The sequence below is a fragment of the Shewanella pealeana ATCC 700345 genome (genome assembly GCF_000018285.1).
Lineage (GTDB): Bacteria > Pseudomonadota > Gammaproteobacteria > Enterobacterales > Shewanellaceae > Shewanella > Shewanella pealeana.
Genome location: NC_009901.1, coordinates 2,035,474 through 2,060,311, shown reverse-complemented (window position 1 = coordinate 2,060,311; position 24,838 = coordinate 2,035,474). Strand labels below are relative to the sequence as shown.

At 44.4% G+C, this 24,838-nt stretch carries 18 protein-coding genes; 5 read left to right on the top strand and 13 right to left on the bottom strand.

The features are described from left to right. Nucleotides 1-14: 14 nt before the first annotated feature. The 9 genes from SPEA_RS08905 to SPEA_RS08865 all read right to left on the bottom strand — a co-directional run bounded on the left by SPEA_RS08905 (nucleotide 15) and on the right by SPEA_RS08865 (nucleotide 12,456). Entirely contained in the window at nucleotides 15-281 is a 267-nt protein-coding gene (locus SPEA_RS08905; protein ID WP_012154939.1) for a DUF4212 domain-containing protein, read from the bottom strand. A gap of 403 nt (nucleotides 282-684) precedes the next feature. Beyond that, nucleotides 685-1,578, bottom strand: coding sequence for a PP2C family protein-serine/threonine phosphatase (locus tag SPEA_RS08900; protein WP_049767959.1), 894 nt, complete (start codon nucleotides 1,576-1,578; stop codon nucleotides 685-687). A gap of 300 nt (nucleotides 1,579-1,878) precedes the next feature. Next, nucleotides 1,879-2,511, bottom strand: a complete 633-nt coding sequence (locus SPEA_RS08895; protein ID WP_012154937.1) for a thiol:disulfide interchange protein DsbA/DsbL — start codon at nucleotides 2,509-2,511, stop codon at nucleotides 1,879-1,881. A 54-nt stretch (nucleotides 2,512-2,565) separates the two neighbouring features. After that, the gene (locus SPEA_RS08890) at nucleotides 2,566-3,450 is read right to left on the bottom strand and encodes a Rossmann-fold NAD(P)-binding domain-containing protein (RefSeq protein ID WP_012154936.1); all 885 of its coding nucleotides are present in this window, start codon (nucleotides 3,448-3,450) and stop codon (nucleotides 2,566-2,568) included. 116 nt (nucleotides 3,451-3,566) lie between these two features. Beyond that, nucleotides 3,567-4,763 (bottom strand): cyclic di-GMP phosphodiesterase, encoded by a 1,197-nt coding sequence (locus SPEA_RS08885; protein WP_012154935.1) that lies wholly within the window; start codon nucleotides 4,761-4,763, stop codon nucleotides 3,567-3,569. Nucleotides 4,764-5,340: 577 nt separating this feature from the next. Beyond that, nucleotides 5,341-5,817: a DUF2919 domain-containing protein gene (locus SPEA_RS08880; RefSeq protein WP_012154934.1), complete on the bottom strand. Its 477-nt coding sequence runs from the start codon at nucleotides 5,815-5,817 to the stop codon at nucleotides 5,341-5,343. A gap of 130 nt (nucleotides 5,818-5,947) precedes the next feature. Then, nucleotides 5,948-7,954, bottom strand: a complete 2,007-nt coding sequence (ligA, locus tag SPEA_RS08875; protein WP_012154933.1) for an NAD-dependent DNA ligase LigA — start codon at nucleotides 7,952-7,954, stop codon at nucleotides 5,948-5,950. Between the two features lie 78 nt (nucleotides 7,955-8,032). After that, nucleotides 8,033-9,010 (bottom strand): cell division protein ZipA, encoded by a 978-nt coding sequence (gene zipA, locus SPEA_RS08870; protein ID WP_012154932.1) that lies wholly within the window; start codon nucleotides 9,008-9,010, stop codon nucleotides 8,033-8,035. Nucleotides 9,011-9,033: 23 nt separating this feature from the next. Continuing rightward, nucleotides 9,034-12,456, bottom strand: coding sequence for a chromosome segregation protein SMC (locus SPEA_RS08865; RefSeq protein WP_012154931.1), 3,423 nt, complete (start codon nucleotides 12,454-12,456; stop codon nucleotides 9,034-9,036). A gap of 190 nt (nucleotides 12,457-12,646) precedes the next feature. Here SPEA_RS08865 and cysZ point away from each other — a divergent pair, with 190 nt between their 5' ends. Together cysZ and SPEA_RS08855 are read left to right on the top strand one after the other, a co-directional pair. Continuing rightward, nucleotides 12,647-13,420, top strand: coding sequence for a sulfate transporter CysZ (cysZ, locus tag SPEA_RS08860; protein ID WP_012154930.1), 774 nt, complete (start codon nucleotides 12,647-12,649; stop codon nucleotides 13,418-13,420). Between the two features lie 211 nt (nucleotides 13,421-13,631). Further along, nucleotides 13,632-15,968 (top strand): carbohydrate binding family 9 domain-containing protein, encoded by a 2,337-nt coding sequence (locus SPEA_RS08855; protein WP_012154929.1) that lies wholly within the window; start codon nucleotides 13,632-13,634, stop codon nucleotides 15,966-15,968. Between the two features lie 124 nt (nucleotides 15,969-16,092). On the opposite strand, the gene SPEA_RS08850 is transcribed toward SPEA_RS08855, so the two are convergent. Both SPEA_RS08850 and SPEA_RS08845 read right to left on the bottom strand, forming a co-directional pair. Continuing rightward, the gene (locus tag SPEA_RS08850; RefSeq protein WP_012154928.1) at nucleotides 16,093-17,295 is read right to left on the bottom strand and encodes a response regulator; all 1,203 of its coding nucleotides are present in this window, start codon (nucleotides 17,293-17,295) and stop codon (nucleotides 16,093-16,095) included. Nucleotides 17,296-17,493: 198 nt separating this feature from the next. Continuing rightward, on the bottom strand, nucleotides 17,494-18,768 hold the full coding sequence (locus tag SPEA_RS08845) for an RDD family protein (RefSeq protein ID WP_012154927.1): 1,275 nt from the start codon (nucleotides 18,766-18,768) through the stop codon (nucleotides 17,494-17,496). A gap of 237 nt (nucleotides 18,769-19,005) precedes the next feature. Between SPEA_RS08845 and cysK the strand changes: the two genes are divergently transcribed. After that, a complete protein-coding gene (gene cysK / locus SPEA_RS08840; protein WP_012154926.1) occupies nucleotides 19,006-19,974 on the top strand; it encodes a cysteine synthase A in 969 nt (322 codons plus the stop codon). Nucleotides 19,975-20,005: 31 nt separating this feature from the next. On the opposite strand, the gene SPEA_RS08835 is transcribed toward cysK, so the two are convergent. Next, nucleotides 20,006-20,683, bottom strand: coding sequence for a TetR/AcrR family transcriptional regulator (locus tag SPEA_RS08835; RefSeq protein WP_012154925.1), 678 nt, complete (start codon nucleotides 20,681-20,683; stop codon nucleotides 20,006-20,008). Between the two features lie 172 nt (nucleotides 20,684-20,855). Here SPEA_RS08835 and SPEA_RS08830 point away from each other — a divergent pair, with 172 nt between their 5' ends. Beyond that, nucleotides 20,856-21,929, top strand: a complete 1,074-nt coding sequence (locus tag SPEA_RS08830; RefSeq protein ID WP_012154924.1) for a methyltransferase — start codon at nucleotides 20,856-20,858, stop codon at nucleotides 21,927-21,929. A 175-nt stretch (nucleotides 21,930-22,104) separates the two neighbouring features. Further along, nucleotides 22,105-23,097, top strand: a complete 993-nt coding sequence (locus SPEA_RS08825; RefSeq protein ID WP_012154923.1) for a TDT family transporter — start codon at nucleotides 22,105-22,107, stop codon at nucleotides 23,095-23,097. 162 nt (nucleotides 23,098-23,259) lie between these two features. On the opposite strand, the gene yfcC is transcribed toward SPEA_RS08825, so the two are convergent. Then, nucleotides 23,260-24,804 (bottom strand): putative basic amino acid antiporter YfcC, encoded by a 1,545-nt coding sequence (gene yfcC / locus SPEA_RS08820; RefSeq protein WP_012154922.1) that lies wholly within the window; start codon nucleotides 24,802-24,804, stop codon nucleotides 23,260-23,262. Nucleotides 24,805-24,838: the final 34 nt, after the last annotated feature.

Below are 24,838 nucleotides of genomic sequence, written 5' to 3'. Positions count from 1 at the left end.
GGGCCGGTTTGGATTTAGTCTTCGTGAACATCGTATTTTTTGTCTAATGCATTTACTTTAGCGACATAGACAAAAATTAATGCCACAAACACATACATAGCACCCTGTTGTGCAAACCAGAATCCCAACTTAAACCCCATGAAATGGATCTCATTGAGCACATCTACTAATAAAATACCGCAGCCAAATGACACTGCCGCCCAGATGGCTAGTAAGCCAAGTACTAGACGCAAATTCTCACGCCAATATCCCTCTGCCTTCTCATTGTTTTCAAAACTCATAGTGACTCCCATGTGCTGATTTTTATATTAAGTCATGAGTTAATCTAACAAGCACAGAGGGAACAACAATCGCGACCTTAGTCTAACGCCAACGGAAGCCTAAACAGGCGAAACGTAAAAACACCCTATTAACAGACAGTTACATGTTAACGCTAACGTAAACCCTGAGTGTATTTCAAACAAAACCTTAGACCAAGGTAGTAATAGAAAAAGCAAAAACGTGTAGCGAATGAAGAGGTTTGGGCAAACAGATTCGCTTCGTTTGCCAATAGAGAGGTTCGAGTCAGAAGGAAAATAAAATGGAGGAAAAAAGCGCAATAGAATTCAGAAAACAGCCAGCGTCAGCACAAAACACATATAGCCATTTATAAATAGCCTATTAGGCTTTATGGATTTCCGACTGTTAGTCTTTGTTAGCTAGTGCTATCGCTCCGATGAATTGTATTTCGCCAAACGGGTCCCAAAGCTTAACCGTCCCTACTGGTAACGATGTTTTATCTGGCTCAGAAAAAATGTTTAGTAAATCATTGGCAATTAACACTGAAGTATTGTCATAGCCACCACACCATTTAGACACTTGAATGAGTCTGCTACAAAGCTTAGATGCTGATAACTTCTGATTAAGTATTTGCTTAAACGTATTAGCTTCAATGTAGTGAGCACCATCAGATGTCAAAATTAGTCGCTTAATATTGCGGTACTTTGGAAGCCTTACAATTTGTGCTTTTAGATCTGGTCCGACTCCAACATATTGCAACAAGCCTTTACTTAAATGGACGCCTGCTGCATCTGCAGATTGGCCAGCAAAAGTATCATCTTTAGAATACTGCTTAATACCGTGGGCGAAATTAGCATATATACGACTGTCACCAACATTTACGGCTTCAAAGTGTCCGTCGCTATCGTAAAGAAAAGCCGATAAGGTCGCACCGCCATTACTGTTATATAATGAATAAACATCGGAATTTGCCTCTTCTACAGCCTTTAACAATCGCTCCGCCACAGGCAGTTGCAGATTGTTGATGCAGCTACCGACAAATGAAGCAATACTGAGACTGGCACAATTAGCACCAGAAGCCATGCCCCCCATGCCGTCACACAAGACTCCGATAACAAAAGAGTCTGATGCAGTTACTTGTACCTGCACACATACCACACGATCTTGATTTTCTGGCCTGATATTGCCGATATCACAGCTCATGGCGATTGAAGATTCGAACAGTTCATTTACCGCGCCAATACCAACGGTGCGGGATAGCCATAGCTGGATATGCTCTTTTATCGTCTCTAGTTGCATAGCATTCTCTTTCAATAAAACTCTTGATGAGTCCAATGCTGTCAATATAACGTAACCACCTACTTTATGGTATATCAATGCCCATTATCCGCCGCATTCACTAAGACAGATGCTGAAACAGCTACCGAGACTAAGCAACTTGCAGTGGTACAAAAAGGGCTGAAAACAAAAAGCCCACATTTAAGTGGGCTGTTTAATTGGAACAAAGTAACTTTGATCTTACATTCGGATGTCTTATATCTTAGCGACTTTTATACGTGCTTTTATATAAGCTCCATTTACATCAGACTCATCTATTAACTACTTAGGCTGCTCGAGCGAGCTTAAGTAACGAACTAGCTCGGCTAGATCCTCCGGAGTCTTTCCTTGCTCCTTAATAAGGTATTGACCATTAACCACAAGCGAAGGAACGCCACGAATTTCGGCAAGTTGAGCCTGAGTGTCATAGTTCATCAGAGCAAGTTTAGCATCGGTAGAGTTCATCGCCGCTTCCACCTCGGCCTCATTAAGCCCTTGGCTAACAAAAAAGTCCTTTAACTGATCTGAACGGGTAAAGGCGCCCTCTTTTTCATGGATACGGGTGAAGATATTCCCGTGCACCTGCTTAGTTACATTGAATTTTTGCGCGAGATAGTAGGCTTCTTGGCTTAATATCCAGCTTGAACGTCCCGCACCAACAGGGGTTCGCTCAAATTGAATGTCACCTTCTAAGAGGTGTGCCGTTTGCTCGAAGAAAGGATCTTGGCGATAGCAAAAGCCACAGTTATATGAGAAAAATTCTCTAACCACAGGTTTATGACTCTCTGGGATCCCTGCTATTTTGACGTAATCAACGCCCTCTTTATATTGCGCCGCCCATGCACTGTGCAGAGGAGCTAGCAACAGAGCAAAGACAATAAAAGTGCGACTAAGTGATTGTTTGAAAAACTTCATATCGATCCTTTCGTTCATTCGATTAATTCTGGAGTTATAAACGAGCTTAACTGGTTAGCATGCTAACAGCATATCTATAGGGTCACTAAATTGGAACTCAAAATCTAGCTCAGAGCACAGTCTCTCACTACTGATCTGTTTGCCGCTGATCTGTGTTCCGTGATTAAGACTGCCATTATCAAGAGCAACTTCAGCGTTATTACCCGTTATCAGACCATCGTCTAGAAATTGTGGTTCAGATAAACCTAACGTTTTCGCGGCGTGAGTATAAAATGCTTGCCGTGTTGGGTGCACTGGTGCGCAGACATTATAAACGTCGCTCGCCCCCCCATTAAACAATAGTGCGGAAACCGCAAGGATGCAGTCATTTAAGTGAACTAAATTAACCGCGCCGCTGGCACTTGGAAGGTCTACTTTTCCAGCAAGGAAACGCCCTGGATGGCGCTTAGGACCTACAAGACCTGCAAAACGAACAATAATGCTATTATCTAAGTCTGCGAACATAGCTTCTGCCTGTAACAGCTTATCGCTTATCTCTGAGTGAGCGATGGCATCGCGTTCAGCAAGTACTTTATCAACTTGCGGATAAACACCTGTAGTACTCACAAAGATGAGTTTCTTGTAGTTATGAACAGTAATTAGCTGCTTGAGTTTGGTCAGTCGCTGTAGGTAAGCTTGGGGATCTTTTCTTAGTCCAGGTGGGATATTAATAACCAGACAATCTGCTTTTAAGGCTTCGCATATCTCGGTTTTATCTTGTATTAACTGTTCATCATTATCTAAGTCGAGCCTAAAACCTTCAATTCCTTGCTCTTTTAACAATAACGCCTCGGACTGAACGCGTTTACTGCCATACACTTTTACACCACGATCGTTGAGGGCTTTAGCCAGAGGTAAACCGAACCAGCCACAGCCAACAATACAGACAGAATTAATCATGCTCTTACTCTTTAGATCGTTAATTTTTGATTTAGATATGCAACATAGTGAAGTGCATGTACGCAGAAGTAAACTCGGTTTGTTAGCTAAATTTGTCTTTAGCTACGAGTCTTTGGCTACAAACTACTAAAATAAAAACTGACTGTTGCATTGCCATCGAGAGTTTTAACTGCAGAAGTTGATAGCTCATCAACCTTTAGTACGCCTATGATCTCATGAGGCTCTTCAGCTAAAAAGCGTAACCTTGCCTTCTGCCCGTCAATGGAGCAACTCCATACTACCGGCTTTTGCACTTGGGAAGTGGTTAACATGACTTTGGCAATATCACCATCACTAAGCTGCACCATAGTACCAGGAGGATAGATCCCTAAAACTTTGACTAAGGTTGAAATCAACTGTGCTTCGTGTTTACCCGTACGATTTTTAAACAAGTAACCCAGTGCGACCTGAGGAGCTAGTCCCTCCTCCGATCTTAGTATGTGGTCAAAGTCATTAACTAAGCTCACCACCTGAGTCGTTAATGGGATCTGCTTGCCTTTTAGGCCATCAGGATAACCACTACCATCGACCCATTCATGGTGATGCAAAATTATGTCTAATACCTCACTAGGAAATAGCCCTGACTTATCAAGCATATCGTAGCCATATTTCGGGTGCATATTTAAAAAGTTAATTTCATGTTCCGTGAGCAGACCTTTCTTACGCCGGATCACATCTGGCACCTTCTGCTTACCAATATCGTGAAACAGCGCGCCCATGGCAATATCACGTAACTGTGAATGGTTCATGGACAATGCTTGGCCTATCATCATAGATAAAACCGCTATCGACACTCCATGCTGATTAACAGAGATATCTTCACCTGGGTTAACCAGTGCTAAGTGGGGACAGTCGGTTTCTTTTAGATGGTCCATCAAGTCTTCGACTAGAGTTGCAGCACTACGATATGCGCCTTGAGGATCTGAACCTATCTTTGAAAATGTCGCGCGGCAGTCGCTGGCCCCCTTAGTAAATCTTTGTTGACCAAGGCGAATGGATTTTCTGACTAAAATTTGGGAATCGGCAGCTAGCTGCTCAGGCATCACTTGAGTCACTTCGACTTTGGGGGACGCCTGGGGGGTTAACAGTTCACAGCCAGCAATAAGGTAAACAAAAGACACATCTAATGTCTTAATTAACTCAATATGCGCCGTTTTCTCTATTTCAATTTGATTGAATAGAAAAGGATGATCCGTCCATGAAAGTGGTAACTTCACTGTCATACCCACTTTCAACTCTGACAAAGGAATTTGCATCTGTGCAGCCTTTGACATCTATGTCACTCCAACATTCGTTTTAAGCTTATGGTTTACCGCTAGTCAAGTTAGGCATTGAGCTTCCTACGCCCTTGTCTTACAAAATTAATTTTCGGTTCAGTGGCCCTAGCAACGCTTGCTGATCGATAAAAAAATGTTCGACTCAGTAGTACATCAAATATCCTTATTGAGTACTAATCTGACTTGGTAGCGTCAACTTTATGACAAAAGAGAGAAAAATGACACGCTAAAATACATAAACAAGTCATTAAACGCGTTAGTGTGATTTTAATATAGACGATTTAGAATAAGATATTCGTTATTTGTCTCTTTTTAAGTCAAATTATCAAACTTAAAAATTGCATACAATATCCAACACACCTATACTGAAACTGTTTCTTAAGATCGGTCGCCCCGAAGATGATGTTTAGGAAGCAATACTGTCAATTGTCCTTTAACAGTTTAAGTCGTAATCGCAGTATGATTGTTGCTTAGCTTTAGAAGGTTTTTATCGTAAATCTACGGATCACCAATACAGAGTGACTCTCTGAATTAAAGGTTCTTTTGACGCTGCTTGCAGCGTCTTTTTTTTAGCTTATTTCTTACCGTCGTTCTCTTTCCAGTCACTAAAATAGAGCTTCAAGCGCTTCGACTGGTACAAATACAAACTACTCCAAAATAGTACCAGTGCATCTAAACCTATGCTCCAGCTATACATATAATAGGAGTGTAAAATGCGCTGAGTCAGCAAGCCACCATCTATGATCAAGAGTAATACTAGCGCCCATCTCATATAGGGAAAGAGTGGTCTGACCCAGTTAGGAGAACGTTTTCTTTCAGCAATCACCGCAGCATAAACAATGACAGCCCCAAAGCCTGCCGCCAACGCCATTAAGAAATCGCTCTTTTGCGGATAAAACAGCTCAACTAATGCGGCTCTATCACTGGCCTGAGTTAAAGAGGCGACGAACACACACCAACCTCGTGCGATAAACACCAACAATAGATAGAGCATTAAAGGCGGCTTTACATGACCTTTGTCGTCAAGCCAGGTGATATTACTAAAATTCAAACCATTTCCTTTGATTAACTGATTTCGACTAATATCGATCGGGAGTAAACTAGATATGGCGACAAATCAAAGATTTTCAAGCATTCACTAAAAAAGCTCCCTAAGGAGCTTTTTTAATTTAGTCGAGCAGTTATGAGAGAATTGCAATCAAGGCTTCTTCATCGATAACCTTGACGCCAAGCTCTTGTGCCTTAGTCAACTTAGAACCCGCTGCAGCGCCAGCGACTAGACAGTCGGTATTTTTCGACACACTCCCTGCCACTTTTGCCCCTAATGCCTGCAATTTAGCCTTAGCATCATTACGGTTTAGCTGGGTCAAGGTGCCTGTTAATACCCAAGTCTGCCCTTTAAGCGAGAGGTCTTCTTCAGCAACCTCTTCAACAGCAGGCCAATGGATCCCGGCCTCAACTAGCTTGTCGATAACCTCAAGGTTATGCGGCTGAGCTAAGAAGTGCGCTAGGTGCGCCGCCACAATAGTGCCAACATCATCGACTTTGATGAACTCTTCTGCACTGGCCGCCTTAAGGGCTTCTAATGTCTTAAAGTAGGCAGCAAGATTAGCTGCGGTTGCCTCACCCACTTCGCGAATACCCAATGCATAAAGGAATCGTGCAAACGTCGTCTGTTTTGCCACTTCTATCGCGGCCACTAACTTAGTTGCCGACTTCATTCCCATACGCTCAAGCATAGTCATGGCCGATGCAGTGAGTCTAAAAAGATCTGCAGGGCTCTCAACTAACTCTTTATCGATAAGTTGCTCGACAACTTTATCGCCCATACCATCGATATCCAGCGCCTTACGTGAAGCAAAGTGCTTAATAGCTTCCTTACGCTGGGCTTCACAGAATAATCCCCCCGTGCAACGAGTCACGGCTTCGCCTTCTACACGCTCAACTTCGCTGTCGCACACAGGACAATGAGCAGGGAAAACAATATCTTTAGCATCATCTGGACGCTTTTCTGCCACTACGGCAACAATTTGTGGGATCACGTCACCGGCGCGGCGGATGATGATGGTGTCACCGACCTTAACGCCGAGTCGTGCAATTTCATCGGCATTATGGAGTGTTGCATTCGATACGGTAACGCCACCGACAAACACAGGTTTCAGCCTAGCCACAGGTGTGACGGCGCCTGTACGCCCCACTTGAAAATCGACACCTTCTAGTAGGGTCATCTCTTCTTGGGCCGGAAATTTAAACGCTGTCGCCCAGCGCGGCGCCTTGGCCACGAAACCTAGGCTGAGCTGATGGGCTATTTGATTGACTTTTACGACCACACCATCGATTTCAAACTCAAGGCTGCTACGGCGCTGTTGAATATCGTAATAATAAGCCATCACCTCGGCAACGGTCTCACACCCCCTAACCTCTTGGCTCACAGGAACGCCCCATGATCGCAGCTGCTCAAGTTGACCATAATGACTATCAGCAAGCTCCCATGTTTCAGGCTCTACCACACCTAAGGCGTAGGCATAGAAACCAAGGGCGCGACTGGCGGTGATCTTACTATCGAGCTGGCGTAAACTACCAGCGGCAGCATTGCGAGGGTTAACAAATAGCTTATCCCCTTTTACTCGAGCGCGCTCGTTGAGAGCATCGAATGCTTTATGAGGCATAATCACCTCACCGCGCACCTCAACCAATGGCGGGAAGTTATCACCACGTAGTGTTAACGGGATCGATTTAATGGTGCGAACGTTCTCAGTAATGTCTTCGCCAGTTTGGCCATCGCCGCGGGTAGCGGCTCGCTCAAATACGCCATCACGATAGACGATACTCACCGCGAGTCCATCAAGCTTAGGCTCACAGCAGTAGCTTAAGTCTTTGCCTGTTTTATCGACGATCCGTTGATTGAATGCAGTGAACTCTTGCTCATCAAACACGTTATCTAAGCTCAACATTGGCTTTAAGTGTTTAATTTGCTCGAATTTAGCTAATGCCTCGCCTCCAACTCTTTGTGTTGGCGAGTCAGGTCGACAAAACTCTGGATGCTCAGTCTCTAAGGCTTTAAGCCTATTCAATAAACGGTCGTACTCGGCATCGGGAATAGAAGGACTGTCATCGACATAATAGCGATAGTTATGTTGATTGAGTTCAGCAGTTAGCTGAGCAATTTCGTTTTGAATAGCTGGCATTATATTATCCGAATAATAACAAAGGCCGCTGCTGCGGCCTTTCAAATCTGTTTACGTTTCAAAAACCTATCTTTCGTATCAGGCCTGAGCCCTGATCCGCTGGATATAGTTTTGCTTGGTGCTCTCTAGCCATTCATCTCGGCCACCATCGAGAACAACACCGCCTAAATCATCTGCGATCTGATGAGCAGAGTTTAGCATGATAGAGAAGTTCATTAACGCTTCGCCATAACAAGGCAGCGTCATAAATAACACCACACCTTGAGTGCTAAACTGCTCCATATTGTCTGGGTCAAATACCCCAGGTTTTACCATATTAGCCATAGAGAATAATACCTTACCTGTACCGGCATTATCTTCATGACGATGGAAAATATTCATTTCGCCAAACTTGAAGTTCAAGGTCAACAAACAAGGTAACAGTTCTGCTCCGCTAAGCTCTTCGCCCTCTTTAGCGACCACATGCAATACTAATACATCGCGTGGTTCACCCAATTCTTCAGTCTGTTCCTGCTTCGGCGCTGGCTCAACAATAGGATCAGGTTTAAGTTCAACAGGCTCTAATTGTGGCTCTGGTTTAAATACTGGTTGTAACCGGGGCTCTGGCTCTGTTCTCACTGCTTGCTCGGTGATAACAGGAGCGGCAACACTAATCTCATCTGCACCAAACAAAGATTCTTGAACAGGCATGTCAGTGGCGAATACCGACTCTTGAGGTATAAGAGAAGGTTCTACACGTGTCTTATTCACTTTGGTGGCCGGAGTTCCACTTAACTCGAATGCATCAGTAACCGTTTCAGTTGCCAGAGGATCACGCTGTTCATCATCTATCGTTTCAGGCTCATCATCTTGCTGGGTATTTTTAACAACTCTCACCGCACCAATGCCATCGTTATCGAAGCCTTGAGCATCTCGACGCTCACGACTTATATCCGCCATGGGGCTTTGCTTATATTCCTTAGGTTGCTGTTTTCTAATGGACCAAAAACCGTGTACAAGCACGCCGATAATGGCTATCACACCTATAAGAAGCAATACCAGTTGAAAATTTTCCATTAGTTACCCTGTATTTCTTATGTTCATCCTGCGTCAGCTAATGCCACCGCTTCATCAATATCGACAGCCACAATGCGAGAAACACCGGGCTCATGCATTGTCACACCAATAAGTTGATCGGCCAATTCCATGGTGATCTTGTTGTGACTAATATATATAAATTGTACGCTTTGGGACATCTCTTTTACCAAACGACAAAAACGTTCGACATTGGCATCATCCAAAGGCGCATCAACTTCATCCAACATACAAAAAGGTGCTGGATTTAATCTAAAAATAGCAAATACCAATGATAAAGCGGTTAGCGCTTTTTCTCCACCAGAAAGAAGGTGAATAGTGCTATTCTTCTTGCCCGGTGGCCTCGCCATGATGCTGACTCCCGTTTCTAACAGGTCATCACCGGTTAAGGCTAGATATGCACTGCCACCACCGAATACTTTTGGAAACAGCACGCCGAGATCTGCATTCACTTTATCAAACGTATCTTTAAATCGAATTTTAGTATCTTTATCTATCTTACGAATCGCTTCTTCTAGGCTCGATAGTGCGGCATTAAGGTCCTCATCTTGGCTGTCTAAATATAACTTGCGTTGATTTTGTAAATCAAACTCTTCAATTGCCGCTAAGTTTATCGCACCTAAATGCTCTATCTGTGCCCGTAATCGCTCTAGCTCTTTTTGACGCCAAACTAAGGTTTTACTTCCATCTAATGAGGATAATACCTGTTTAACATCAACATCTTGTTCAATTAATACTCGTTGCTGACTGTCAATCTGCCCTTTCAATCCTTCACGGCGTAACTTTAACGTGCCAGAGGATTGAGTCAAGTCTTCTAGCTTCGCAAGCTGTTGTTTTTTATTCGTTCCTGCACTATCGCACAGTTCCTGCAGCTCTGCTTGTTCCAGTCTTAAGGCCGTCAGTGCATCTTGCTTTAGCTGCTGTGCCTGCAGGGCTTGTTCAAGCTGATCTTTAAGAGGTTGTGACTCCCCTTCCTGCAACGCGTTATCTTTAGCCTCGAGTTGCAGCTTTAGCACAGTTTGGCTTTGTTCTAGCTCCAGCAATCGCTGCTGGTGCTGATTAACCTGTTGCTCAATCAGCATCATCTGTGTGTGCAAACTCTGCTCACTCGCAGCCGTCTGCGCCACTTGGGCATCTAACTGTTGACGCAGCGGTTTAAGCTGAGTGACTTTTTCCAAGGCTTGGGCTTTAAGTGCTTGCCCATCCGTTTTAGCTGCTTGTGCTTTTTCGAGTGCCTCACTAAAGTGCTGTTGCTGCTGCACTCGCAGCTCAACACTGAGCTGCAACGCCTGCAATTCTTGTTGTGCTTCATTGAGCTCTTGTTCAACTTTAGCCAGTCTTGACACAGTTTGTGTCACCGACTGCTGCTGCGAGCGCAGCTGAGAGCTCAGCGCCGCAAGTTGGATCTGCTGAGTTTGAATAAACTGCAGCTTTTGCTGAATTTGACTAACCAAGGGGGCCATGTCCCCCTTTAAACTAACCAAGGTCTCACTTAGCTTCACCAGAGCTGACTGGTTCAAATCAACACTTTCCTGCAGGGCTATCTGCTCGTTTTTGAGCTCGACAATAGAGCCCGCCGCCTGAGTCTTCTCGATAACAAAATCGACGCCGACAAGATAACCGTCTGCGGTAGCGATCAGTTCATCCGGTTTCAGTGACGATCTTTGGCCGATAGCCTGCTCTTTGCTCGCTAGCCAAGTCACATGTTGTAGCCAAGGCGCGAGGTTGACCGGAGCTTTAATCACACTTAATTCGGTAACGCCAGTCTCAAAGCCTGTTTGTTCTGGGTCGCTTATATCACTCACTTCAGACAATACTTGAGTATTTAGCAGTCCTGATAGCAGCATATCCACGGCGGCTTCCCAGCCAGGAGTCACCTCGATGACTTGCCAAAGCTCATCGGTATCGCCCGCTTTATCGGCTGGCAATAGTTGAGTCACAACCGATAAACGGCCCTGCTCATCGGCGAGCTTTACCTTAAGCGAGTCTTGCTCGGCAGATAAATCTTGCTCGGTTAATTGCTTGGTTTGTAACTCAAAATTCAACTCGTCGAGCACTTCTTGCTCTTGCTCGATAACTCCAGTTAACTCGCTTACCTGCGCAGCGAAGTCTTGAGCGTTGATTTTCTCAAGCTCAGACGAAGTGGTAAGCACTTGTTCCTCTAGGCGAGCCACCAGCCTTTGCTTGTTGCCGATATCGGCCTCATTATGGCTCAGCTGATTACGATTCATCTCAAATGCGTGATGAGCTTGGCTATAGGCTTCGTTTAAGTCGTGTAATTGCTCACTTACCTTGTCAAAATACTCATTAGCCAATATCAACTCGGCATCATGTTTTGCCAACTGCTGGCGTATAAGCGTGGCATCGGGTAACGCAAGCGCTTGTTGCTCTGTCAGTAGGGTCTGTTTAGCTTGATCTTCGGTTAACTTTGCACGGTAAGCACTGACTTGCTCAGATAGCTCCTGCAGTCGTTGCGTCAGGCTTTCATCTTGCTGCTGACGATGCTTAAGCGATTGCTCAAGCTTGGCAATATGGGTCTTGGTGAGATAGAAATCTTCTACTTGATGTGCTTCTTGAGTATCTAACTCGCTTAACTTCAAATTAAGCTCAGTTAGGCTTAATTCAAGAGTTTGTTTCTTAGCTAAAAGCTCGGTTTGTTGCAGTTCAAGCTTACTTAATTGCTCGTCTAATTTCGCGGTTTGTTGCTGCAACTCATCGAAACGCGATACCGATAACTCGGCATCGTATTTACGCTCCGCTTGCTTTAACTCGCGGTATTTTTTGGCCGTTTCGGCTTGTTCGGCTAACTTCTCTAGCTGCTTACTCAATTCTGAACGAATATCACCGAGTCTGGCTAAGTTTTCACGTGTGTGTCGAATACGGTTTTCAGTCTCGCGGCGACGCTCTTTGTAGCGAGAGATCCCTGCGGCCTCCTCGATAAAGACACGCAGCTCTTGCGGTTTAGATTCGATTAATCTTGAAATCGTACCCTGCTCAATAATCGCGTAACTGCGAGGACCAAGGCCTGTGCCCATAAACAGATCGGTAATATCTTTACGGCGACACTTTTGGTTATTGAGAAAATAATTTGAGTCGCCATCACGGCTGACTTGACGCTTGACGGCAATCTCTTGATAGCTGGAGTACTGCCCAGCTAGACGGCCATCTTGGTTGTCAAATAACAGCTCGACACTGGCAACCGATACTGGGCGTCTGGCCGTTGAGCCATTAAAAATAACATCGGCCATGGAATCACCACGCAGATGCTTAGCAGAGCTTTCACCCAATACCCAGCGCACCGCATCGATAACATTCGATTTGCCGCAGCCGTTCGGCCCAATAATGGCGCTTAAAGGATTAAGTAAAGGTATTTTAGTTGGATCGACGAATGACTTGAATCCGGCAAGTTTAATCTGTTTAAGTCTCATGGTGCCGTTTGGTCATTTCCTCGCTAAGTAAATAGCGACTGAGTTTGAGGGGATTTATATAGCTTAACTTTACCAAAGCTCACTGTATTTTGTAACGCTTTTATCGCTGATTAAGCGCTTTTAACTTGTGATTAAATACCGACTGACTCACAATCGTACTAATGCGTAATTTTAACAACCTAATATATCTATGAATAAAACCAAACACGTACAAAAAAAAAGCGGTGTTAATTATTTCTTCGATGGTTTCAGCCTCATTAAACAACCAGGGCTTAGAAGATTCGTCTTTATTCCGCTTTCAATCAATTTATTGTTATTTTCTGGACTGATCTATTTTGCCATAAGCCAATTAGATAACGTGTTCAACTGGCTTTCTACTCAACTGCCTGACTATTTAAGCTGGCTCAACTTTATACTCTGGCCACTCGCTGTCATTACATTACTGTTCGTGCTGTCATTTGTCTTTAGCTCGGTAATGAATTGGCTCGCCGCGCCTTTTAATGGCCTGCTAGCCGAGAAGGTCGAGCAACAACTAACCGGTAAGCCTCTTAACACAGGTGGCGGCATCGATCTGATTAAAGATCTTCCGCGGATAATGGGACGAGAGTGGATAAAGCTTAAATACTATCTGCCACGCGCCATCGTGTTTTTACTGCTGTTTTGGATCCCTTTTATCGGCCAAACTGTCGCGCCTATTTTGTGGTTCCTATTCAGCGCTTGGATGATGGCTATTCAATATTGTGATTACCCATTTGATAACCATAAGGTTCCCTTTCCCGATATGAAGTTCGCCCTCAATCAGACCAAGGGCAGCAGTTTTAGCTTTGGCGCGGCGGTAACGCTGTTCTCTATGATCCCTATCGTTAACTTTGTAGTGATGCCTGTGGCTATTTGTGGCGCAACTGCCATGTGGGTTGATAAATATCGCACCGCCTATAAGAACGATGCGATAGCGCCTGAATAACGCTTAAAGCGAAGCATCTTCATTTAAATAACCAAGCCATGTCTCGACATGGCTTTTTTGTATCTGAACGCGTCTTATCCGATATAAGTAATGTCGCTAAATGGTTACCACGACAAGCTTTGTAACAATATCCTCTAGCAATTACTGTCCAAACAGAGGCTTAAATCTGGCACAATCGCAACAAATAACAGCACAATAACAATTACAACAAATGATAAAAAAATGCTTTTTACCCTTAGCACTCCTCTTTAGTGCTTTTAGCTCGAGTGCAAGCCATGCCGGGCAAACATCTCAATTCAATATTCATATCCCTACCCTTGAGGGTGCAATTCAAGTCGATGGCGAATTTAACGAGCCTCAATGGCAGCAAGCCGCGACGACAAATTTACAGTTTGAGACTCGCCCCGGCGAAAACATTGCCGCGCCAGTGCAAACTGAGGTTAAAGTCTATGCCACCGAATCGAGCCTATTCTTGGCCTTTAGCGCACAAGATCCCAACCCTGAACATATTCGCGCTAACTTAAGTGACAGAGACAGCGTCTGGGGGGATGATCTTGTTGGTATAAAGCTCGATACCTTCAATGATGCCAGATTAGCCTATCAGTTTTTTGTCAACGCCTATGGTGTACAAATGGACTCGATAGAAAACGAGCTAACAGGTAGTGAGAGCGATGCTTGGGATGGTATTTGGTACAGCGCAGCCAAGCGAACCGACACAGGCTACCAAGTAGAGATAGAGCTCCCCTTAAGACTGCTTAACTTTGCTCCTAAGAGCGAGCAAAAATGGGGAGTAGAGTTTATTCGTTTCTACCCTAGAAACGAAGAACATCGCATTTCAAGCCATCAGATAGATAGAGATAATAACTGTCAACTCTGCCAGTTAGGAGTCGCAACTGGCCTTGCCAATATCCAACAGGGTAACGACTTACAAATTACCCCCTCCTTCGTGGTTAATCGTAATAGTAGACGCCCCCATAAAGAGAACAGTGATTGGGATAGTGAGAATAACATTGAGCCTAGCTTAGACGTGCGTTGGGGGATCACCCCCAGTACCCTACTCAGCGCCACGATTAACCCTGACTTTTCTCAAGTCGAAGCCGATGCGGGCCAGTTAGATATTAACTCGACCTTCGCGCTATTTTATCCAGAGAAACGCGCCTTTTTTCTCGATAATAAAGACTACTTCGATACTCAGCTAAATTTGCTGCATACCCGTAATATTGTCGCGCCAGATTACGGTCTCAAACTGACCAGTAAAGTCGGCGACCATACATTTGCGACATTAATCACTGATGACACCAACACCAACTTTTTGGTGCCAGGTAACTTAAGTTCTGACATCGCGAGTATCGATAACAAGAGCCAAAATTTCGCAGGTCGTTATCGCTTAGATCTGGGTAAACCGCTGTCAATTGGCGCGTTAGTGACGGCCAAGAAGAGTGATGATTACCATAACTATGTCACCAGTCTCGATGCTAAATACCAGCCAACGGAACATGATACCTTCGCTGCCCAGTATGTACTATCGGATACAGAGTACCCCAGCGATCTTTATAAAGCGTTTTGCAGCAACGATGATTGTTTACCGCAGAACAACTGTGATCTTGACAATTGTGGCATTAATGAGCGCGTGCTACGCACTAACAAACAAGGTGCCTTCGGTGATGATATGTATCTACTTAAATATCAACACGAAACTCGTAGCTGGGACGTGTTCGCTCAATACCTATCAGTTGGCGAAGACTTTCGGGCCGATCTCGGTTTCGTAGAGAATGTGGATTTTACAAAATTTGTTGCCGGCGGTGGCTACACCTGGTATCCGCAATCAGGATTCTTTAACCAAGTAGAGCTGCGTGGCGATTGGGATATTAGCCATAACCAAGCCGGTGAAAAGTTAGAGCAAGAGGCCGAAGCTAAAATGGAATTTCAAGGCCAGTGGCAAAGCTACACCGCCTTTGGTCTAGTTAATCGCGACCGAGTTGGTAGGCGTCACAACGGTGCCTCACTCGCCATTGACGGTAACACGCAGATGTTCAGCGAGACCATGGGCTGGTTCTACTCCAATATTAAGCCCAGCCGAACACTGTTTTTAGAGCTGGATATCAACTATGGCGATGACATCGATTTTGCCAATGATCAGCTAGGCACAAAGGTGATGTTTAACCCAGGTATCAACTGGAAAGTCACCGATTCTATTGCACTGGATCTATCCCATGTGTACCGCACAATGGACGTGGATGACGGCCGCTTATTTACTGCAAACTTAAGTGACCTACGCCTTAGCTGGTATATCGATATTCACAACTTTATTCGCATTTCGAGTGTCTACACCGATATCGAACGCGATCCCAGCTTGTATCGATACAGCACGCCAAATGAGCACTATCAGCAATTAGGTAATGAGATCCTCTACGGCTATAAACTCAACCCACAAAGTGTATTTTATTTAGGTTACTCCGATGGTATAAAAGCCGATGACGCCATCGACTCATTGATGAAGACTGAAGAAACCTACTTTATGAAAGTCAGCTACGCCTGGTTACTCTAGCGCTCCAGTGAGTTCCGTCATAATGAAAAAAGCAGCCATTTGGCTGCTTTTATCTTCTTTATCTAGCACAGAAACCAATTAACACTCAGCAATACAGACTAGGTTACGTCCAGCCGATTTAGCCTCATAGTAAGCCTATGTCGGCACGATTAAGCAGCTCATCAACATTTTCTGTATGGGTAAACTCCGCCACTCCACTACTCACGCTAATATTCAGCATGCCCTTAGAGGTTTCAATGGGGTTGGCTTCGAGCTGCATACGAAAACTATCTAATAGCGCATAAGCCTTTTCGACGTTAAGGCCTTTAAATCCGACCACAAACTCTTCGCCGCCAATACGTGCAACGTTAAAGTGCTGTGAGAAAGATTGCTGTAATCGATTGGAAAACTCAATCAAGACTTCATCACCCACGTCATGACCATAGCTATCGTTTACCTTCTTGAAAAAGTCGATATCCAATAATGCCAGAGACAGTGTCCCCTGTTTCTGCGCAATTTCCGTTAGCTTTTCTTGGTATAAATTAAAGAAATAACGGCGATTATAAACATTAGTCAGATAATCTAGGTTTGCCTGCTCCCAAAGCCGTGTCACCATGTCCAGTGCATCTAACGTGTTCAACACCCGGCAGTGAAACTCTTCGTGGACAAAAGGCTTCTGTAGAAAATCATTTGCGCCATTTTTGATAAAACGGGCAGAGAGGCTTTCATCACTGTCACTCGATAAGCCAATAATCACTAACTCTTCACGACTAAACTGTTCACGAACTTTAATAATAAGCCCGAATCCATCTAGGCCAGGCATATTGTAATCTGTGATAAGTAGTTTGATATCTGGATTATCATTAAGGGTTTCTAACGCTGAAATACCATCGTCAGCCTCGATGACTTGAAAAAGGTGCTGCTCCAATAAACTTCGGATAAATTTACGGCTCACAAGCGAGTCATCGGCAACCAGTACCTTTACGCTTTGATTGCGGCGTAAACGCTTAACCAGCTTGGCAGTATATTCATAGCTAAAACGATTTTCTTTAAAGACATAATCAACGATACCCAGCTGAAGTAAACGCTCTCGTTGCTCGGCATCCCAGCTTCCGGTTAACACTATGCAGGGGATCTGTTTTGCCAATACAAACTTAACAATCTCTCCCTCTTGAGCATCTGGTAAGTTCAGATCTGTAATCGCGACAAAGTACTCATTTTGGGCCAGCAACTCTTTTGCGCTGCCCATATCTGGCGCAACATCCACCTCACAACTCAGCTCTTGAGTAAGCAAATGGCGCATCACCCGCGAAACCGTTTTGCTATCTTCGACCACTAGAATCCGCAAACTTTTCTCCTTGTTCCTATATAGTTTCTCCACCTCACTTCGCGAGCCACTTATCAGACTCTCGATAACAAATAACCGGAGTTAATTGAGCTAAGTTTGCATGTTGAAATAGGAAATTGATCCCGTCGCATATTGTTTTATGCGCTTCTTATTGGTGACAAGCTTAATGCTTACTGATAAAAAACGGTATAGCTAATGTCAAATGTTTGCACTACTTTCGATTGATAAGTTATTAGAGATGTTATCAATAGGTGCATGTTCCTGCGCTGCTTCATGCTTACTCTTGCGTACATCGATTACTACCGTTGCAGAGATCTTGTCTTGAATAGCCTGCCTATTGGCATCCCAATAGATTTGAAAGAAGCCCAACAGTCCCGTAGTAAACCCTGCGGCATAACCACCATAGCGACCAAATGCAGCCCAGAGTGAAATTTTAACGCCATCGAGTTGGATGACACGGATGCCAAACAGTTTCTTGCCTAGAGTTTGACCGTCGAACCATGCTGTAAACACGGTAAAATAGAAAGCTGCCCAGCCAAAACCCAAGCCGAGATCATTAAGTAATCCATTTAACCATGCCAACGGACTAGTCGTCTCTTCGCTGTTAGTAAAGATCTCCCCCTCTTTGGCGGCATTTTTCTCTTCTATATCTTGCTCTAACTTCGCCGCTATTTGTTCAAGCTCATGCACTCGAGTTTCTAATGCTGCAACAACAGGACTAGTGCTAAGCGCAGGCTCCACCTTACTGCTGAAGTCGAGTGACTGACTGCTTGTATCATTATTTTTATCGCTGTTTGGAACCGTACGCGGATCAGAGCTTATATCTGCACTCGCTTCGATGTCAGTTTCTACAGAAACGGCAGCGAGCGGCTCTTTTGTTACATAAAGTTGCTGCTTTTCTGCTGCGGTTAATGGCAGTTCAACCACTAACTCATTAATAATGTTGCTCTGCTCTTCAGCATTGAGGCTTGAGTACGATAATGCAGTCTCTACCTTCTCTATATTGATTTGTGCGCAGGCAAAATCTTCACATTGACTCGCGACAATAACTGCGGGCACGTAACCCGCTATTTCAGCCAGAGTAGCCAAACCACCTTTGTCGTTTTCTGGTAGCACTATATTGCTATCACTATCTGCGTTACTTGTTTTCAAGTTTGAGGTGACGTCACCAAAGTAGCCTACTAACGCCGAAATCAAGCCGATTAGCATCAGCAAGTACAACCCCCACTTAAACAACTTACCCACTGCTTTACTCTGCTTTTGGATCAAAAGAGTACCGAGCACCAGTAGGATAAAGATCCAGCCGGCACTTTCGGCTAAGACTGCGACTAAGAGGCCATCAATCAACATGGCTAAGCCGCGTTTGGATGGACTTGCTAATGGCATATAAAGAATATTAGGATCAAGATCGAAGGCAAAAGGCGTTACCCATGTCTTAGGATCGTCATGTTTAGTTATCTGCTGTTGGCTCATCTATTCTTCTCTTTATCTGCATTTCCCCGCCTAAAACCCACTTGCAAAGGAAATAAAATCGGGGCAGCTTAGTTAAGTAACATTATGTTAACACGGCATATCCCCAGCGAACCCGCCCTTTATGAATAACAGCAAACCCTTTAATAACTAAATAGAATAACGAAGAACAAACTATCACTTCTATTGCTGCCAAAGCCTATTATGATTTAGCTGTGCATTTAAAGGAGCAAGCAACCCATGAGCAAAATTTTCGAAGATAATTCACAAACAATTGGTAACACCCCTCTTGTCCGCCTAAACCGCGTAAGTAATGGTAGAGTGCTTGCAAAAGTAGAAGCGCGTAACCCAAGCTTCAGCGTTAAGTGCCGTATCGGTGCCAATATGATCTGGGATGCTGAGAAAAAAGGCATTCTCACTCAGGAGCAAGAGCTCATTGAGCCGACATCGGGTAACACGGGTATCGCACTCGCTTATGTTGCCGCTGCTCGCGGATATAAGTTAACCCTCACTATGCCAAACACCATGAGTTTAGAGCGTAGAAAGTTACTCAAAGCCCTTGGTGCAAATCTTGTACTCACCGATGGCGCTAAAGGTATGAAAGGCGCGATTGATAAGGCTGAAGAGATCAGACAGACTGCCCCAGAAAAGTACGTCTTACTGCAGCAGTTCAACAACCCTGCTAACCCAGAAATTCATGAGAAAACGACCGGCCCAGAGATCTGGAATGATACCGACGGTGCAGTCGATGTTGTTGTTGCCGGTGTAGGTACAGGTGGCACCATTACCGGTGTTAGCCGTTACATTAAGAACACTCAAGGCAAGGCGATCACTTCGGTTGCGGTTGAGCCAACAGACTCACCAGTTATTGCGCAGACGCTTGCGGGCCAAACTGTACAACCTGGACCACACAAAATCCAAGGTATTGGCGCTGGTTTTATTCCTGGCAATTTAGATCTTAATCTTGTCGATCGTGTTGAAGCCGTAACCAATGAAGAGTCTATCGAGATGGCTCAGCGCTTAATGAAAGAAGAAGGGTTCCTTGTGGGTATTTCTTCAGGCGCCGCCGTTGTGGCAGCTAACCGTATCGCTGCATTGCCTGAATTTGAAGGGCAAAACATTGTGGTTATTTTACCTTCTGCTGCAGAACGCTACTTATCTTCAGTACTGTTTCAAGGTGAATTTAGCGACGCTGAAAACGTTCAATAATTTGCGCCATGTTTAATAAAAAACCCAAGCCTTAGCTTGGGTTTTTTATTGCCATCACAATATGCGAGACCGTTGAGCTGACTATCTCTAGCAAAGCATGATCATCGATATTTGTTCGAATAAGGTACTGGTACTCGAGCAGTTTAATTATAGCTAACACCTGATGTGCGTCAGCATTAGCCGAAATTGACCCCATATCAGCAAAAAAATGTTTAATACTATCTAGAAAGGTTTTATCTAATGCAGTGATTGCCGCTGCCAATTGCGGGTTACGTAACGCCTCTTCATGAAACGCGACCTCCAAAATCCTGTCGTCTCGATGAGCTAACTGATCTTTAATATGCTCACAGATAAATTGACTGAGATTGTCGATAATAAACGCCTTCATCTGCGACTCATCCGCCGTCTGTTGTTCTAGCCTCACACTCTCAACCAAGGCGTAACTCTTATGTTCTAACGCCTTATTCATCCACAGCGTCTTTTCGGCAAAGTAGGTTAACGAATCACTGATGAGATCTTTAATGTCATTAAAGTAGTAAGTTGTTGACGACAATGGCACATTAGCTTCGGTAGCGACCGCGCGATGACGAACCCCGCGGATCCCCTCTTTTACGATTAAGCGTAATGTTGCTTCTAATATTTCAATACGGCGTGCTTGGCCATCGCTACGGTTTGACTGATGTCCGACATAGGTCAGAGGTACAAACATAACGCTTCCCTTTAGACTAATAAATATCCAGATAATATGGTCTAACCCCACTTAGAGGCGATTAAAGTCACATTTAACCGCGTGAAGTCGGATCAAGTTCAAACAATTAACAAACTGTAACATGTAAAATTTGTCTCCACTAATACTCTCTAAGCTTACCTTGGTTTAACTTATGTCTTTTTATCGCTCTCCCCTCTCGATCAGTGCATTTGACGCAAAATTTGAAGCACAAAAAATCGCTTTTGCTCCCATAAGTTTTCAGGTTGCACGCTGCTTATTAAAATTTAACTTACTGCAGTTTATCTCTGACAGCGGTAACGCCGGCAGTAGCCTTAGCCAATTAGCCCAGCAATCAAAGCTATCTGAATATGCCGTAGGAGTACTTGTGGATATGGGCCTAAGTATGGGGCTACTGTATCTCAATGATGACAAATACGTGCTCGATAAGATTGGCCACTTTCTGCTACATGATGATATGGCAAAGACCAACCTTAACTTCACTCATGATGTCTGTTATCAGGGCCTATTTGAGTTAGAGGCATCGCTTATTGAAGGCAAACCAAAAGGATTAGCTAGCCTAGGCGATTGGCAAACCATCTACCCTGGATTGAGCCAATTACCCGATGAAATAAAAAAGAGCTGGTTTGAATTCGATCACTACTACTCAGATCATGCATTTGAGTCTTTGTTGCCACTTATCTTTCAATCTAAGCCTAAACAAATTGTCGATGTAGGTGGCAATACCGGTAAATGGGCTCTCGCCTGCACAGGCTTTGACAGTCAGGTTCAAGTGACCATCATGGACCTGCCAGGACAACTGCATGTTGCTATGGAAAATGCTCAAAAAGCTGGAGTCTCTGAGAGAATTAAACCTTTCGTTACCGATCTACTCGATGAAACTAAGGCATTTTGTGAAAATGGTGATCTCTACTGGATGAGTCAGTTCTTAGACTGCTTCTCAGAGTCTGAAATCCTCAGCATTTTAAAACGCGCCGCATCGGTTATGACATCTAGCAGTGAGCTTTGTATCTTAGAAACGTTTTGGGATCGTCAACCCTTTGAAGCTGGCGCCTATTGCGTCAACGCGACCTCGCTATATTTTACTGCTATCGCCAATGGCAACAGCCGCATGTATCACAGTAAAACCTTGCTCAAGCTGATCAGTCAAGCAGGACTGTTCGTCGATGAAGATATCGACAATATCGGCCTTGGCCATACCTTGCTACGTTGCAAGCTCAAACCTTGAAACTCAATCACTAGAGCTCAATCACTAGAGCTCAATCACTAGCACTCGGGCTAAAATTTAACGTTTGTATTTCAAGGTTAAATTAAATTGAAGCTAAGCTTAATTTAACTTCAATTTTAATTATCAAGCGAACGGAATAGTATAGCGGCATAAAGATTGGTTCGAGGAAAACGTAATGACGACTAACAATAAACTAAGACACAGAGTGTCACGCCTACCAAGTCCTATGGCAGGACTGGCTTTAGCTATCGGTAGCTTAGGCTGGGCATGGGAAAGTATGGTGCCTAGCATGGATGGTAATGGCCAATTAGTCGGCGCATCAATCGCTGCTGTGATGCTACTTATGTTAGTGATGAAATTTGTGCTTCACCCAAGAGTGCTCATTGAAGAACTCACTCATCCCGTCGTTGGCAGCGTTATTCCCACCTTTGCAATGGGACTGATGGTGGTATCGGCAGCTCTTGGGCAATTTAATCACGCCGTGGCAGTGGGATTATGGCTGGTCGCTATCGCCATTCATATTGTGTTCTTATCTATGTTTGTCTATTACCGCGCCATCGACTTTAAGCTTGATCATATGGTACCAAGTTGGTTCGTACCGCCTATCGGGATCATCGTTGCAGCAGTCTCATTCCCTCACGGTTCTGAAATGCAATATCAATGGCTAGCCGATGCAATTCTCACGTTTGGTATGGTGAGTTATCTGGTGATGCTACCCGTTATGCTTTATCGATTGATTTTCTGTGAGCCAATTGCCGATGCAGCAAAACCCACTATCGCGATTCTAGCCGCACCAGCGAGCTTATCTTTAGCAGGATACTTAACCATATCCAGTGAGCCATCAATCATTGTCGTAGGGGTATTGCTTACTCTCGCACTCTTGATGACCAGCGTTATCTATCTGGCTTTCTTTCACTTACTCAGACTGCCATTTTCACCAGGATATGCGGCTTTCACCTTCCCAATGGTTATTGGTGCAACCGCTTTGTTTAAGACTGTACATTGGCTTGTCGCCACATACGGTATGAGCACCTTATCTTTTGACCTACTGATCACGGCAAAAGTTGAGTTAATCATAGCGACACTTGTGGTTGGCTATGTAGCGTTCAGATATTTGGTCCATTACAAATCGAGTATTCTTGCCAGCACAGCAATGATTAAGAGTTAACGGTATTAAACTGCTTGTTGAAGGTAAAATTATCGGCCTTCAATTATGAGAATAAAAACGGCATCCAAGGATGCCGTTTTTTATGATTTAAACACTGCTGTTCTAGAATTGGGACTAACTGAATACCATTACTAACTGAATACTATTAACTAAATCTAATAGTTAACTAAAGCCCATGTAGTGCGCGCCGATCACGATTGCACTTGAAACCACAAACAGTGTCAGCATAAAGCGCCAGATAAACTTAAGCCACTGCCCCCAGTCAACACGACACACGCCTAATGTTGCCATCAAGGATGCCGATGTCGGTACCAATATGTTAGTAAAGCCATCGCCTAATTGGAATGCCAACACTGCCACTTGGCGAGTCACGCCAACCAAGTCGGCAAGGGGTGCCATTAATGGCATGGTGAGTGCCGCCTGCCCTGAGCCTGAAGTCACAAAGAAGTTAAACACCGATTGGAACACGTACATAAACCAAGCAGACATCACGCTTGGTAGCTGACCGATAAACTCCCCCGCTTTACTGAGTATGGTATTAAGCACACTGGGAGTTGAGGCATCACCGCCCCCAAGCAACAACAAGATCCCCGACGCACACCCCACCAAAACGGCAGGTTCAAGCATAGTCGCGGCGCCCAGCTTAAAGCTACTCGCCACGGTATTAATATCCATATTGTTAAGCTTAAAAACAACGCCAATAATGCCGACAATAATTCCCATGGTGAAAAATTGACTGGCAATCTCGGGGATAAACCAAGCCTTGGCAATCACACCCCAGATGATCCACGCAACCGTTGCGAAAATGGTGAGCAATACCAAGATATCACCGAAGTTAAAACGGCTTTCCAGTTTGGAATCTTTTAGATTTTCTCTAAAGTAGCTATCACTCTGGAAACTAAAAGAATGCGTAGGAGTCGCTTTAACTTTAGCGGCATAGCGCATGGTAAAGATAAGCCCCATCAGGGTAAAACTGGCCCACATAACAAAACGCATACCAGAACCCGATAACACAGGTACGCCAGCGATCCCTTGGGCGATAGCGACACTGAAGGGATTCATCCAAGACGAAGCGAAACCTATCTGAGTTGCAACATAGGTCACCATCACTGTAGTAATGCCATCGTAACCTAAGCGGATCATCAGCGGGCAGATAATAATCGCAAACGCGATAGCCTCCTCCCCCATACCAAATACGGCCCCGCCAAGAGAGAATAGAGTGAAAATCACTGGAATAAACAGCGCTTCGTTGCCGCGGGTGCGATCGATAAGCTTTAAAATACCGTTATCTATGGTGCCCGTTGCCATCACTATGCCAAAGGCACCACCAATAACGAGCATAAACATGATGACGCCAATGGCGCTGCCCCATTTAGAGCCTGACACCAGTCCTTCGAAGGCAAAGTTAAAGAAGCCTACTCCACCGTGTCCTTCAAAAAACGCAACGGGTTGTAGTATAGGCTCGCCGCTATCGTTGATCTCGTAGGCGAAGGAATCGGGATCTATCACACTACGGCTCTTTTCCACTCCATCCACAACGTAAGTAACATCTTGAGTTTGAAAAGAACCAATAGGTACAAAGTAAGTCAGAAGGGCCGCAGCAATGGCAACGAAGAAGATAATGACTAAGGTATCAGGCATTTTCCACGTTACTTTTGCAGTAACAGGCTGATCCTCAAGCGTATTAAAAGAGTTAACAGGGTCCATTTCGCCACCATTTTATTATTATATGGCGGCAAAT

Coding starts and splice junctions, on each gene's coding strand:
- SPEA_RS08900 (WP_049767959.1), bottom strand. CDS start 1,578: ATGCAACTAGAGACGATAAAAGAGCATATCCAGCTATGGCTATCCCGC.
- SPEA_RS08885 (WP_012154935.1), bottom strand. CDS start 4,763: ATGTCAAAGGCTGCACAGATGCAAATTCCTTTGTCAGAGTTGAAAGTG.
- SPEA_RS08845 (WP_012154927.1), bottom strand. CDS start 18,768: ATGAGCCAACAGCAGATAACTAAACATGACGATCCTAAGACATGGGTA.
- ligA (WP_012154933.1), bottom strand. CDS start 7,954: ATGCCAGCTATTCAAAACGAAATTGCTCAGCTAACTGCTGAACTCAAT.
- SPEA_RS08895 (WP_012154937.1), bottom strand. CDS start 2,511: ATGAAGTTTTTCAAACAATCACTTAGTCGCACTTTTATTGTCTTTGCT.
- SPEA_RS08905 (WP_012154939.1), bottom strand. CDS start 281: ATGAGTTTTGAAAACAATGAGAAGGCAGAGGGATATTGGCGTGAGAAT.
- SPEA_RS08865 (WP_012154931.1), bottom strand. CDS start 12,456: ATGAGACTTAAACAGATTAAACTTGCCGGATTCAAGTCATTCGTCGAT.
- SPEA_RS08890 (WP_012154936.1), bottom strand. CDS start 3,450: ATGATTAATTCTGTCTGTATTGTTGGCTGTGGCTGGTTCGGTTTACCT.
- SPEA_RS08855 (WP_012154929.1), top strand. CDS start 13,632: ATGATAAAAAAATGCTTTTTACCCTTAGCACTCCTCTTTAGTGCTTTT.
- cysK (WP_012154926.1), top strand. CDS start 19,006: ATGAGCAAAATTTTCGAAGATAATTCACAAACAATTGGTAACACCCCT.
- yfcC (WP_012154922.1), bottom strand. CDS start 24,804: ATGGACCCTGTTAACTCTTTTAATACGCTTGAGGATCAGCCTGTTACT.
- cysZ (WP_012154930.1), top strand. CDS start 12,647: ATGAATAAAACCAAACACGTACAAAAAAAAAGCGGTGTTAATTATTTC.
- SPEA_RS08835 (WP_012154925.1), bottom strand. CDS start 20,683: ATGTTTGTACCTCTGACCTATGTCGGACATCAGTCAAACCGTAGCGAT.
- SPEA_RS08825 (WP_012154923.1), top strand. CDS start 22,105: ATGACGACTAACAATAAACTAAGACACAGAGTGTCACGCCTACCAAGT.
- zipA (WP_012154932.1), bottom strand. CDS start 9,010: ATGGAAAATTTTCAACTGGTATTGCTTCTTATAGGTGTGATAGCCATT.
- SPEA_RS08830 (WP_012154924.1), top strand. CDS start 20,856: ATGTCTTTTTATCGCTCTCCCCTCTCGATCAGTGCATTTGACGCAAAA.